The 13076-nt window shown below is 50.0% G+C and carries 11 protein-coding genes; 9 read left to right on the top strand and 2 right to left on the bottom strand.

From position 1 onward, the window contains the following. Positions 1-89 precede the first annotated feature (89 nt). The 5 genes from NSS83_RS19060 (at position 90) to NSS83_RS19040 (ending at position 6614) form a co-directional block, all read left to right on the top strand. Positions 90-1916 carry a histidine kinase gene (locus NSS83_RS19060; RefSeq protein WP_341183270.1) on the top strand — a complete coding sequence of 609 codons (1827 nt, stop codon included), beginning with the start codon at positions 90-92 and terminating at the stop codon, positions 1914-1916. Continuing rightward, positions 1894-3516, top strand: coding sequence for a response regulator (locus tag NSS83_RS19055; protein WP_341183271.1), 1623 nt, complete (start codon positions 1894-1896; stop codon positions 3514-3516). Before NSS83_RS19060 ends, NSS83_RS19055 begins: the two co-directional genes overlap by 23 nt. 164 nt (positions 3517-3680) lie before the next feature. Beyond that, positions 3681-4610, top strand: a complete 930-nt coding sequence (locus NSS83_RS19050) for a phosphatidylinositol-specific phospholipase C/glycerophosphodiester phosphodiesterase family protein (protein ID WP_341183272.1) — start codon at positions 3681-3683, stop codon at positions 4608-4610. A gap of 23 nt (positions 4611-4633) precedes the next feature. Further along, positions 4634-5332, top strand: coding sequence for a response regulator transcription factor (locus tag NSS83_RS19045; protein WP_341183273.1), 699 nt, complete (start codon positions 4634-4636; stop codon positions 5330-5332). Further along, positions 5307-6614 carry a sensor histidine kinase gene (locus NSS83_RS19040; RefSeq protein ID WP_341183274.1) on the top strand — a complete coding sequence of 436 codons (1308 nt, stop codon included), beginning with the start codon at positions 5307-5309 and terminating at the stop codon, positions 6612-6614. The genes NSS83_RS19045 and NSS83_RS19040 overlap by 26 nt, the downstream gene beginning before the upstream one ends. 70 nt (positions 6615-6684) lie before the next feature. Here NSS83_RS19040 and NSS83_RS19035 read toward each other — a convergent pair whose 3' ends face one another. After that, on the bottom strand, positions 6685-8400 hold the full coding sequence (locus tag NSS83_RS19035) for an AarF/UbiB family protein (RefSeq protein WP_341346270.1): 1716 nt from the start codon (positions 8398-8400) through the stop codon (positions 6685-6687). A 166-nt stretch (positions 8401-8566) separates the two neighbouring features. Beyond that, positions 8567-9721 carry an MFS transporter gene (locus tag NSS83_RS19030; protein WP_341185171.1) on the bottom strand — a complete coding sequence of 385 codons (1155 nt, stop codon included), beginning with the start codon at positions 9719-9721 and terminating at the stop codon, positions 8567-8569. Between the two features lie 263 nt (positions 9722-9984). Between NSS83_RS19030 and NSS83_RS19025 the strand changes: the two genes are divergently transcribed. The 4 genes from NSS83_RS19025 (at position 9985) to NSS83_RS19010 (ending at position 13074) form a co-directional block, all read left to right on the top strand. Next, a complete protein-coding gene (locus NSS83_RS19025; RefSeq protein WP_341183276.1) occupies positions 9985-10572 on the top strand; it encodes a TetR/AcrR family transcriptional regulator in 588 nt (195 codons plus the stop codon). A 30-nt stretch (positions 10573-10602) separates the two neighbouring features. Beyond that, the gene (locus NSS83_RS19020; protein ID WP_341183277.1) at positions 10603-11214 is read left to right on the top strand and encodes a suppressor of fused domain protein; all 612 of its coding nucleotides are present in this window, start codon (positions 10603-10605) and stop codon (positions 11212-11214) included. Between the two features lie 51 nt (positions 11215-11265). After that, entirely contained in the window at positions 11266-11832 is a 567-nt protein-coding gene (locus NSS83_RS19015; protein ID WP_341183278.1) for a TetR/AcrR family transcriptional regulator, read from the top strand. A gap of 120 nt (positions 11833-11952) precedes the next feature. Next, positions 11953-13074, top strand: coding sequence for an FtsX-like permease family protein (locus NSS83_RS19010; RefSeq protein WP_341183279.1), 1122 nt, complete (start codon positions 11953-11955; stop codon positions 13072-13074). The last annotated feature ends 2 nt before the right edge of the window (positions 13075-13076 follow it).

Here is a 13076-nt window from a genome sequence, read left to right as displayed (position 1 = left end):
ATATCCATTTCAGCACCGGGGCTTTCTATTGACCTTCCTGCAAGGCGGTGCTAGACTGTTAACCAATTCGTAGAGCGAGGGGGACCGCCATGAAATTCCGCCGCAGCATCCGCTATAAGTTGAGCATGTTTCTGATGGTCGCCATCCTCCTGCCGATCACCGCATCTATCCTGATTTCCTACTTCTATACCAGGCACTCGTTGAAAGAAGACGCTATCCGGGAAAACTCAAACACGGTCCGGCAAGGGACTACAAGCTTGAGCAATCTGCTCAGCGGGATGAACAGCATTTCCCTGTACGTATATAACAATATTCAGATGCCAAATAGCCTCTATAACATCCTGAACCGGGGCTACAGCGATTTTTTGGTCGAGATTAATATTTACTCCGGTCTTCATGCCATTGAACAGTCGGCCAAGGATATTCAGCAGGTCTATCTCTACTCTGACCTGACCCATCAATCCTGGCTGCTGATCAACGGCTATCTGAAGCGGACGGCGGGCAACGCCGGTCTTGACGGCCACTTCCTTCAACCGGTGGACAAAAATGACCCCTATATGGAGCCGCCCCACCCATCGCATAATTACGGCATGGAGGAATTCCCCTACAGCCCGTCCAACACTGTGTTTACCATTCATCGCCCGGTCTACCGGGCGCCGCTTAAAGAGAGGGTCGGCATAGTATCCATCGACTTCAAGCTTGACGGCTTTCGTAATATCATGAACATGCTCTATGACAAGGGAGAAGAAAACATCTATCTGCTGGATGATACCGGTACCGTCATCTATGCCTCCGAAGAAAGTCAGATTGGGCAAAAGCCGTCTTATGCCTGGCTGGAGCATGCCCGCTATAGCTATGGCTCCGGCCACTTTTACTGGCAAGAGAACGGCGGCTTCCAGGGGATTGTCGTCTTCGAGAGATTTGAACTGTTCGGGCGGACCTGGATTGTAGCCAAGCAGATTCCGGACAGTTATCTATACAACAACGCCTCACGCGTGCTTCGGATGAATGTGCTTGTCCTGATAACCTTCCTGGTCATTTCGGTTGCGGCAACGCTGTACGTGTCGCTTAAGCTAACCACCCCGATCAAGAAATTGACTGAGTCGATCCGGCGGATCAAATTGGGAAAGCTGCAGTTTGATGGGGATTCGGAACGCAGCGATGAGGTCGGTGTGCTTGGCAGTGCGATCAAGAATATGGTCGATACGATCGACAATCTGATTATGCGGGAACTCCGGCTGGAGCTTGCCAACAAGGATAACCAGCTGAAGGCGCTTCAGGCTCAGATCAATCCGCATTTTATCTTTAATACCTTGCAGTCCATCGGATCTGTGGCCTTGCACAACAAGGTGCCCAAGATATACGAGCTGACCTCCTCGCTCGGGCTAATGATGCACTACACTATGAATACCGAGGAGTCCGTTGTCCCTCTCGCCAAAGAGATAGCTCATGTGGAGGCCTATCTGGAGCTGCAGAAGCAGCGGTTCAAGGAACATCTGCACTACACCATTGACATTGCCGAACCTTCCGCTCTGGAACTGCTTGTACCCAAAATGATCCTGCAGCCTCTTGTAGAAAACTGCTTCAAGCATGGATTTGAATCGATGCAAAATGCCGAAATAGACATTAAGCTGGAAAGTGGCGAAGATGGGCTGACTCTTTCAATCCGGGATAACGGGCAGGGCATTTCGCCGGAGAACCTGGAGCGGCTGAAGCAGCGCATGATGCAAGAAGCCTCCGGAGGAACGGTAGGGGGCAGTATCGGTCTGATCAATGTGATCTCAAGACTCTCCTTATTCTTTAATGACGAGGCCGGGGTATCGATAGGACAGGTCCAGCCTTCGGGCTTTTATGTAGTGATCAGAATCCCGCAACGAAAGGACGGCAGGCTCTATGAAAGTACTGATCGTGGATGATGAGACCGATGTAAGAGATTCAATCCGGCTTCTGGTCCAGTGGGAAGATTATCAGATCACCGATGTGCTGGAAGCTTGCGACGGGGCAGCGGCTATGGAGCTGATCCGGAGTGAGCAGCCGGAGATTATTTTTACGGATATGAAAATGCCCAATGTGGACGGCCTGACGCTTCTGCAATGGATCGGGGAGCATGCGCCTGAATCGAAGAGGATTGTGATCAGCGGCTATGATGACTACACCTATATCCGCAAGACGATGAGGCACGGCGGACTTGACTACCTGCTTAAGCCGATTAACCGCAATGAACTGCTGGAAGCACTCCGCAATGCGGTGGATACGTGGCGGAAAGATGATGAAGCGCGGCGGCTGAATATCCGCAGGGATGTCGAGATCAACAAAACCCTGCCTATGTATTGGGACAAAATGCTGTCAGGCGTTGTCTCACAGCCGGATGGCTACTCTATAGTTGCTGATGAGCTTCAGGCCTCCTTCGAGTGGTCCGCCGTCCGGGAATGCCAGCTCGTGATGCTGATCTCTGATCCGCTGCCGCGTATTGTACTGGAGAAATTCGGAAGGAATATTGACCTGCTGTATTTCTTAATGCTTAACATCTGCAATGAGGTTATCGGTCCTTCCAGGAATGGATATGCCTTCAAGCATGCCGATCCCAATTATGGCATCCTGCTGCTGCTGACCGGTGACTTTGGGGGCAACAGCAGAAAGCTGACAGCCATCAATGAGGCGCTCTACCGTGTGCTTGGAGCGCGTTTTCATTTTGCCTGCAGCGGCAGGGTCTCCTTCCCGCAGGACATTCACACCGGATTTCAACAGATGCTGCAGACCGCTCTTTCCGTTTCCTTTGTGGGACCGGGCACCTGGATTCACAGTTATGACGACATCCCTGCCGCCACTTCCGACAAAAGAATCGTCTTGGCCGATTACAGCAGCTCGATTTCGGCCGCTATTCACAAAGGGGAGGAGCGGCAGATTAAGGGGGCCGTGGCCAATTGGATACAGGCGATTGGACAACTTCATGCCGTGACCTGGGAACAGTTGAAGTACTGGCGGTATGAATTTGAAATGCTCCGCAGCCATTTGCTGCAGGATACGGACCGGACCGCAGGCGAATCCGCCCGGAACTCCTCTCAGTGGCTGTTTCCGGTCGGCACCGACGGTCGGCTGTCGTTGGAGGAATGGCAGAGGGAGTGGACGAATGCTTGTCTGGAAATCGCCGAGGTGCTGAAAGATTCGCGGATCCGGGAATACAACGTCATTCATTCCATCAAGCAGTACATTGACCTTAATTATATGCACGATCTGTCGCTCCAGGAAATCGCAAGCCAGTTCTTCCTGAGCCGTGAATATGTCTCCCGCCGCTTCAAACAGGTGTTCCACGAGAATCAGTCCGATTATCTGGAACGGGTCCGCATTGAGAACGCCAAAATCCTGCTTACGAACCAACAGTACAAGATCGCTTCCATCGCCGAAAGGGTTGGATACCCGGACAGCCGTTATTTCAGTAAAATCTTCAGCAAGCTAACGGGCATGACCCCGCGGGAGTGGCGCAAGGAGGCAGGGGGGGAGGATGGCGGTGAGTAGAGCCAGCCATCCAGTGATTGAATAAACCAGAAGGCATGATAACCACAATTTCTTATTGGGGAAAGTAGAGACAAACTTCATACATTCATTCGTTTTTTCACCAGTTCTTCTTCATTGGGGTCCTGTAGTATGACTTTCAACGGGATAACAAAGGAGTGAGACGAATGAAGAGAACGTTTATGTTAAGCTTAGTAATCGTCATTTCGGCTGGGCTGATCTGGTGTAACTGGGGGCTGGTATGGCCAGGTCAGAAACAGGACGCCTCTATAGCAGCGGGCACCAGCGGGTGGGAGGACCATAGGCTTATTGCGCATGCACTGGGTGAAGTCGAAGGCGCCAGCTACACCAATTCTTATGAAGCATTCATAAGCAATTACAATAGAGGCTACCGTTTGTTCGAGGTTGATCTTGTGCAGACGGCGGATGGGGAGCTTGTAGCCAGACATGATTGGTCGGACAGGCTGCAGCCTGATTTGGCTGCTCATGGCGGACGAACGGTAACCAAGCATCAGTTTGCCAACTCGCTGATTATGGGCAGATTCCAGCCTCTTACATTAACGGATATCCTGCAGCTGATGCAGCAATATCGTGATTTTGACTTAATTCTGGATATGAAGGCAGGCAGCAACGAGCAGATTGAGCAGCAGTTTACGAATCTGGTCAATGAGGCGCGTACTGCTGATCCTGCACTGCTTGACCGGATGATACCTGAAATTTTCAGCCCGGAAATGTATGACACAGTAATGGAGATCTACCCTTTTCCTAACAAAATGTATTCACTTTACAAAACTGGCGCATCCGCCGAAAGTATTGTTGAGTTTGCAAGGGACAAACAGCTTACAGCGGTCGCCATGCCACTATACCGCGTGTTTATTAACCCCAATCTGGTTCCGGCCCTAAATAAGCTCGGGGTCAAAAGCTATGTTCACACCGTCAACAGCAGCCGGGTTAAGCAGTTGCTGACTACCTTCGGGGTGCATGGATTTTACAGTGATCGGGAAAAATCACCGGAAGAGCCAATGCTTGCCGGCACTGTCTCCGGGAAAATGGGGTCTGGCGGGATACAACCCTTCCGGATGGGCAAATATGATTAATATCAGGATGAAGGTGAGAAATATTGGCTAAAAATAATATTCTGGTTGTAGATGATGAACCGGAGATTCGGGAAGCGCTCGTGATATACCTGAAAAGCGATGATGTGGATGTATTTACGGCGTCCAACGGACTGGAGGCCCTGGAAATCCTGGAACAGGAAACCATTCATCTCATTCTGATGGATATCATGATGCCGCAGCTTGATGGAATCAAGACGACATTTAAAATTCGTGAGAAAAAAAACATACCGATCATTATGCTTTCCGCGAAGTCGGAAGATGCCGATAAGATTGTGGGTCTCAACGTTGGAGCTGATGATTATATCACGAAGCCGTTCAATCCGCTTGAGCTGGTGGCCAGAGTCCGGTCTCAACTGCGCCGGTTCACGAATCTGGGTTCCTTCCAGCCGAACAGGGAAGAGATCCTTCAAGTAAGAGGGCTTGAGCTGAACAAAAGTTCGAAGACGGTTGAGGTTGATGGAGAGGACGTCAGACTGACCGCGAAGGAATACAAAATTTTGGAGCTGCTGATGGAGAACAAGGGGAGAGTATTCTCGATCGAAGAGATTTATGAGCTCGTGTGGAATGAACCAGTCTTTGCTTCAGAGAATACGGTTGCCGTACATGTTAGAAACATTCGCGAGAAAATTGAAATCAATCCCAAAGACCCAAAATATTTAAAGGTGGTATGGGGAATTGGATACAAAATCGAGAAAAAGTAAAGCAGACCGGCGTGTCCTGATTGACCTTTTGGTCTTCATTGCCGCTGTTATCTTATGGATTGTTGGGATAATGGACTACAGGGTTGGGCGGAATCTGGATTTTTCAATTGTAAGCTTCAGTCAGAAGCTGCTTGCCGCTATAATCCTTGGCATACTGTCAGGCCGATTGTTTCTTTATTTCAATGAGCCTCTGAAGGAACGCTCCTTATGGCACGGCAGTGTGCTGATGGATTACTTTCATATATGGAGAACCGCTATCAGAAGCAGTCTGCACAATTGGAGAATAACGCTTGTCCTCCTCCTGATGTTTCTGCTTACGGCGATAGCCGGTATTTGTGCCTGGTTAGCAGCCACATATTCCAGCAATGACCTACTGAGCTGGTCCTTACTGTATGAACTGCTGTATGTGCTGATCGTAGTCCCATATATCCTTGTCAAGCTTGGACGATTCGCCGCCATCATCAACGGCAGCAAGGAGATCGCCGAAGGGAATATTCAGAATGCGATTCAGGATACCGGCAAGGATGCTCTATCCAGACTTGCCGGCTATATTAACAATATGAAGGCCGGGTACCAAAGCGCGCTGGAGAGTCAAGTGAAGAGCGAACGGTTAAAAACAGAGCTGATTACCAACGTATCACATGATCTGAAAACCCCGCTTACGTCCATTATCAATTTTGTCGATTTATTAAAAAAAGAAGAGCATCTTACAGAGACCGCCCGATCCTATATTGAAACCCTCGACCGCAAGGCACTCCGGCTGAAGCTGTTGATTGAAGACCTGTTCGAAATTTCCAGGATGACCAGCGGCACAGTAGAGCTGGATATAGAGTATGTCGATGTTGCAACCTTGTTGATGCAGTCAATTGCCGAGTCCAACACCAATCTGGGACAAGCGTCGCTCGTGATCCGGGAGAGAATCGCAAAATTCCCGATCCATGCGTATTTGGACGGCAATAAAATGTGGCGTGTATTCGAAAATTTAATCGGCAACGCGCAGAAATATTCGCTTCCAGGAACCCGAATCTATATTTATTTGGACGAAACGGTTGATCTGGTCGTATTCAAGATTCAGAACACCTCTGCTTATGAGATTGATTTTGCTGCGGAGGAGCTGTTCGAACGCTTCAAAAGAGCAGATGTATCCCGCCAGACAGAGGGCTCCGGACTAGGACTGGCCATTGTAAAAAGCATCGTTGAGCTGCATGGCGGGGAGATCAAGGTCGAGATTCACGGCGATCAATTCAACGTGATTCTGCATTTACCGAAGCGAAGCTTGTAGCGGACGAATCCCGGATCAGACAAGTGGAAACGGCATTGCCGTCCTCTTAAAGGACGGCAATGCCGTTTTTTCATCTGCGCGATGTATGGCGAGGCTTCTCCAAGCGGCTACGTTCACGCATAGCGTTAATTTGCCTTGCAGCTCTTTCGTCACGGCGGCCTTGTCTCGTTCGGAGCTGGCTGAGCATAACGAGCAGGCCCAGGATGCCGAATACATAAGAGACGATGGGATTCACTTCATTCCACAGGTTGACCCCGGCCAGAAGTAATACTGCACCGATGATGGTGGCAATCAACCGCTGTGTATTTTTGTTCTGCGTCTCGATTAATTTTTGCTCAAGCGAGCTTGCGAGCTTGACCCGTAAGCCGCCGCTGTCCATTTTATCGATGGCCGACATGAACTTCTTGGTCGTCGGAAGGATGTCTTTGAGCATACCCTTGCCATCCTCGATAACTTTGGAGATGACACTTCCCCGCAGATCGCGGCGCACTACCTGTTCCACATAGGGCTTAACCGTCCCGACCAGATCAAGCTCAGGGTCCAGTCCGGTACAGAGGCCGTACACGGTGCCTATAGCTTTGCCCAGGAAGGTGGTATTGGCGGGTAACTGAAAAGGCTGGGAGTAGAGGAAATTGCGTAATTCCTCCACATTGTCGCCTGAGGTCACAAAACTCAGATCAAACGTATCCCCGTTGATTTGTTCGAATAATAACGTAAGATTCCTGGAGAAGACCTCCAGATCTACATTCCGTCTTAAAAATCTCAACTTGTTCAGGGCATCGATGGCACCGTGGGCGTCTTTCAGATATACGGCCAGCAGAAGGGCGACCATCTGGGTCTTCATATCCTTCGGAATCCGCCCGACCATTCCAAAATCAATCAAGGCGATGGTGCCGTCAGGCTGCACGAGCACATTCCCCGGGTGGGGGTCGGCGTGAAACAAGCCATTCAATAGAATCTGTTCCACGAACATTTCGATCAGCGACGTCGCAAGTCTGGTCCGGTCCACGCCCCAGGCCTCAAGCGTGGCGGAATCATTGATTTTGACACCCGCCATAAACTCCATGGTCAGCACCTGCGAAGTGGTACAGGACCAATGAATGTCTGGAATCACGACATCCTTCCGGTGGGCTAACTGCTGCTTGAAATCTTCTGCATTACGCCCTTCTTGCTGATAGTCGAGTTCTTCCATAATGGTGTCATGAAACTCTTCATATACCGCATCGAGATCCATGAAGTCTGTAATGATCTTCTGGCGTTTCAATAACGAAATGGCGACCTGGATGGACTTCCAGTCAATCGCGATAATATCTTCGACCCCGGGACGCATCACCTTCACGGCGACTTGTTCGCCTGTCCGTAAGGTTGCCCGGTGGACCTGTCCGAAGGAGGCGGCTGCAATAGGAACCTGATCGAACTCAGCATACATCTTGCTGATAGATACCCCGAGTTCACGCTCTATCTTCTGCTGGATCTCGGAGAAATCTACGAATTCTACAGAATCCTGCAGCTTGGACAATTCTTCAATAACTTCCTTCGGCAGCATATCTACCTGCGCACTCACATGCTGCCCAAGCTTGATAATCAGCCCGCCCATATCCATAGCGGTTGTCGTGAAATACGCTGCCTGCTTGCGGTATAAGGCTTGTTGCTTCGCTGCAAAGCGCCGCCTTGACATCAAGAATTTCATCCTGCCCAGCCACCAATAATCCCAGGCGAACTTGAAAATCATCTGCATGGTTCTTCTGAATCTTGCATCCTTCATTAATTTCAGGAATTCGCTCATTCTTGCTCATCTACTACGGAGTTATTATGCTGCATCCCAAATCTCTCCTTCTAATCATCCATGTGCCTAATTGTATGATATTTCATACCAGCCATATATACAATTACAGGCTTGGGCGGTTAGGTGTTTGGGCAGCGGCCTAGTGGACTTAACACCGGTGTATCAATTATTTAACACGGCGGGTCAACGCCCAGAATATCAGAGCCACAGCACTGACCGTTGCACCGAGCAGGCACACTCCATTCCAGCCCGCATAGGCGTAGATACTGGTGGAGGCGATTGATCCGGTGGCGCTGCCAATGGAATAGAAGACCATGTAACCGGCAGTAAGCCTGCTGCGGGCTTCCGGGCGCAGATTAAGGATCATGCTCTGATTGGTGACGTGTACGGCTTGTACGGCCAGGTCAAGAAGGATAATCCCGATGACTAACGCGAGCAGCGAATGAGGAGTATAACTGATTGGCAGCCATGAGAGGAGCAGCAGAGTCAGCGCCACGCCGGTGGTCTTTTGCCCTAAACCCCGATCGGCCAGACGGCCTGCCCGCGCCGCTGCTAAGGCTCCAGTAACTCCGGCGAGGCCAAACGCTCCAATCGCCGTATGGGACAGAGACAGCGGCGGAGCGCTGAGAGGAAGCACCAGGGAAGTCCACAATATACTGAATGCGGTGAAAATCAGCAGGCATAGCACGGCGCGGATGCGCAGGAGCCTTTCCTCTGCGAATAGCGTGAATAGCGAACGGAGAAGCTGCGGGTAGGATAAGGATTCTCTCCGGGGCTCAGATTGCGGCAGCACCCTGAACAATACACCTGCCATGATTAACGTGAGTCCCGCCGAGACAAGGTAGACTGAACGCCAACCGGCCAGATCGGTTAGCACGCCGGCGAATGTCCGCGCCAGCAGAATCCCAATGACAATTCCGCTGGTCACCACACCTACCGTTCGTCCGCGTTCAGCCGGGGCAGCCAGGGTGGCTGCGAACGCAACAAGCGTCTGTGTCACTACCGCAAGCAGCCCGACCGTAGCAATGCCTATGAATAACACCATGCTGGTGGGGGCAGTACCCACTACAATCAAAGCCAGCACGGATAGCAGCATCTGTCCGGCAATCAGCCAGCGCCGGCTCAGCAGATCGCCGAGCGGCACCAGCAAGAGTAGTCCAAGGGCATAACAAATCTGAGTCACTGTAATCACGATGCCGACGGATGAATGCGTAATCCCGAATTCGCTGGAGATCGCGTCCAGCAAGGGCTGCGCGTAATAGATGTTGGCGACGGCAAGTCCGCAGGTGATGGCGAACAGAAGTGCTACCCTGCGGGACATTGAAGATGCAGGCGTTGGCCCGGAGGGTGCAGTAATAGCTTGCGGTTCTTTTACAAAGTTCACCAGAGATAACGCCTCCTTCGACTTAGAGATATAATAACATACTGATTGGTACTAAATAATTCCTGATAAATATACCGTTAACAAAAATTATTTGTCAAGGGAGAAACGAAAAGAATCAGATATAAAACGCTCTAATTGACAGGGGCGACTCCGCGAAATACAATCGTAATATACCATTCGTTATGAAATGAGGGAGTGCTATGGCCCGGCCGCGTGAATTTGATCAGGATAAGGCGCTAGAGGCAGCGATGCATGTGTTTTGGGAAAAAGGGTTCGAAGCGGCCTCCTTAAGCGACTTAACCGCAAGAATGGGCATTCAGCGTCCAAGCCTATACTCTGCCTTTGGAGATAAAAAAGGATTATTTGAAGCTGCCTTGCGAAAATATACGAGTTCCCATGCGGCCTATGTCCGCAGCATTCTGCACAAGCATTCTTCGGTGAAAGAGGCATTCCGTAGCTTTTTTGAAGATGTGGTGGCGAAAGAGTATGAGAAAAGCCCGAGCACGGGATGCTTCTGCATCAATTCAATGGTGGAACTGGCTCCCCATGATGAGAAGTTCGAGATCCTGACCAGGGAACATCAGATGTACCTCTCGGTCATCTTCCAGGAAACGATTGAACGGGGCATGCAGTCAGGGGAGCTTGATCCCGGGATTAACGCCAAGAATCTGGCGCAGACACTGGTCATTTCGTTAATAGGACTCACGGTGTTCCTGAAGTCCCGTCCGGACAGGGTAGTCACTGATAACTTTGTGAAACAGATCCTTACTTTAGTGGCTATATCTTAATCAAAAAGAGGGAAGGTGATTGCTATCTATATGGAATCAAGCAAAGAGAGGGAGCTCTCCCTCGATATCCGCAGAACAGTGATCTTAGGGGCTTATATCCGGGAGTGGAAGATGCCGGAATACCGGATCGTCTTGAGCAAACCCGAAACAGCCGTCCATGTTGAGGTTTATTATTTTCCGGCTGATGCTGAGAATGAGGTGGCGAGGTTCGCAACAGTCGGGTTATCGGTGACTCACCGCCCGAGTGGACAAGCTGTGGGTACGGAGTGGGTGATGGCTCTGACCTCTGACTTAGGCGGGGAGTCTGTGGACCGGATATTTACCTATCTCTGTGATCTTATCGCCCATCATATAGAGAGCGCAGGTGATTCACGGATACCTAGAGTGATGGAGGAGAGCCCGCTTGCTCCGGCTAACTGGACAACCACTGCTTTTCTGCTGGATGAGCTGAGGGGGGAAAGTGAAGAGCTGGAGGAGATTCAGGTCGGGAGCGAGAGGGCTGAGATCCTATGGGCGCTACCAGTCACGCCGCAGGAGGCTGCATTAATTTTAAATGAAGGCGTGGAGGCCTTTGATTCCTACATCGAAGAGATCGAGCCTTCCATTATTGATCCGCGGCGGCCATTGGGAAATGCTCACTAACCATGCTAAACTAATGATATCTATCACCAAAGACAGGACGGAAGAGATGCAATGGGAAGAAAACAGTCTTTTACAGAGACAGAGCTGCTGGACACAACCAAACAATTGGTGCTTGAGCATGGATATGACGGATTTCATCTTAAGCTGCTTTCACAGCATCTGTCAGGAGCCAGAAGCACTATCTATCAGTATTATGCGAATAAGGAAGAGATTGTGGCGGCTTGTATGAAGCGCGTAATGGCGGCGGTTGTAGACAAGGCTTTAGCCATTGATGAGGCTGACCCGATGGATGCCCTTGAACAGCTGCTGCTCATTTACGTGGAGGAGTCTGCGTTACATCAGCTTTTGGGAAATGCGAGTAAAATTAACACAGCTAATTCTGCTGCAGCGGCGAGAGATCTCGAATATATTGAGGCAGGACATCAGACGCTTAAAATTCAATTATCCCGCTTATTTGAACGCGCCCAGCAGAATCAAGACCTGCGGCAGGATATCCCACTTCCTGTACTTATTGGTGTGTTCTTTAACCTGATTGATACGCCTAATATGCTGAATATCCCTACTCCTGCATGGGGTAAGCTGTTGTTTCAAATGTGGATCGGAGGGGCCAAGAAGTAGCTGTAGTCTTGAGTCCAATTTGACACATGTGTCATATATATTGTTTAATTAAAGGGTCAGATGCAATGGCGGCTTAAATTCGACACTTGTGTCAAAAAATATGAAGGAGTGGGAAAAGGAATGTTTTTAGCAATAAAAGAATTGATGCACAGTAAAATGAGATTTTTAATGATCATCATCATTTTCGTGCTCCTGGCCTGGCTGGTATTTATCTTATCAGGCTTAGGGAATGGTCTGTCTACGCTGGCTGCGTCAACCTTTAAGACAATGAAGGCGGACTATGTCATTTTCGAAGAAGGGTCACAGTCTTCAATGAGCAAGTCGCTGCTGTCTGATCAATTATTGGCGGAAGTCGAGCTGCTGCCCAACGTGAATGGCGCTGCACCTATGGGAACTAGCATGGCAACAGCGATGAAGGCAAACAGCACCAAGAATGAAGACAAGCTGGATATCGCGATTATAGGAATTAACCCGGGAAGCTTCCTGGAACCGTCTGTCGTGGAAGGGCAAGGCCTATCTGCTGAGAATCCTAAGGGTGTGATAGTAAATTCGACCATGAAGGATGAGGGCTATGGCGTTGGGGACACTTTTCAATTAGACGGCACGACGGAATCATTGACGATTATAGGATTTGTGGAGAATCAGACCTACAACCACGTTGCCTCTGTATTCACTCCAATGGGCGAATGGCGGAAGATTGCCTTCGCAGCTCCTGGTTCGGATAAAGGCGTTGCCGGGCCCGTTAATGCGATTATGCTGCAAGGCAAGGATATCGATCCGGGCGTCGTGAACAGCAAGCTCGCGAGTATAGACACAGTTACCCGGTCGGCAGCAGTACAGGGAATGCCAGGGTACAAAGAAGAGAACGGGACGATTCTAATGATGCTGGCTTTTCTGCTTGCAATCGCCGCCTTCGTGCTTGGGGTATTCTTTTACGTAATGACGATGCAGAAAACGAACCAGTTCGGCATTATGAAAGCCATAGGTGCCAGTAACAGATTCTTAAGCAAAGCCATTGTATCGCAAGTATTGGTGCTATCGCTGACCAGCATTGTAGTCGGAGTCTTACTGACTTATGGAACAGCAGCCATTATGCCGAAGGGTATGCCGTTTAAGCTGGAGACTACTCTTGTCGTGACATATTCTGTGATCCTGCTGGTTATCGCTATGTTAAGTTCGCTGGTATCGGTTCGGAAGATTACTAAGATTGATCCGCTCAAGGCGCTCGGGAGGGCTGAATAATG

It is taken from the genome of Paenibacillus sp. FSL H3-0469 (assembly GCF_038051945.1).
Taxonomy (GTDB): domain Bacteria; phylum Bacillota; class Bacilli; order Paenibacillales; family Paenibacillaceae; genus Paenibacillus_AQ.
The sequence above is the reverse complement of the archived record's forward strand: the minus strand, read 5'-3'. Positions and strand labels throughout refer to the sequence as shown.

What these genes read in the sequence shown, in the direction of transcription:
- NSS83_RS19055 (WP_341183271.1), top strand. Translation starts at nt 1,894, where the DNA reads ATGAAAGTACTGATCGTGGATGATGAGACCGATGTAAGAGATTCAATC.
- NSS83_RS19025 (WP_341183276.1), top strand. Translation starts at nt 9,985, where the DNA reads ATGGCCCGGCCGCGTGAATTTGATCAGGATAAGGCGCTAGAGGCAGCG.
- NSS83_RS19060 (WP_341183270.1), top strand. Translation starts at nt 90, where the DNA reads ATGAAATTCCGCCGCAGCATCCGCTATAAGTTGAGCATGTTTCTGATG.
- NSS83_RS19050 (WP_341183272.1), top strand. Translation starts at nt 3,681, where the DNA reads ATGAAGAGAACGTTTATGTTAAGCTTAGTAATCGTCATTTCGGCTGGG.
- NSS83_RS19030 (WP_341185171.1), bottom strand. Translation starts at nt 9,721, where the DNA reads ATGTCCCGCAGGGTAGCACTTCTGTTCGCCATCACCTGCGGACTTGCC.
- NSS83_RS19015 (WP_341183278.1), top strand. Translation starts at nt 11,266, where the DNA reads ATGGGAAGAAAACAGTCTTTTACAGAGACAGAGCTGCTGGACACAACC.
- NSS83_RS19010 (WP_341183279.1), top strand. Translation starts at nt 11,953, where the DNA reads ATGTTTTTAGCAATAAAAGAATTGATGCACAGTAAAATGAGATTTTTA.
- NSS83_RS19020 (WP_341183277.1), top strand. Translation starts at nt 10,603, where the DNA reads ATGGAATCAAGCAAAGAGAGGGAGCTCTCCCTCGATATCCGCAGAACA.
- NSS83_RS19035 (WP_341346270.1), bottom strand. Translation starts at nt 8,400, where the DNA reads ATGAGCGAATTCCTGAAATTAATGAAGGATGCAAGATTCAGAAGAACC.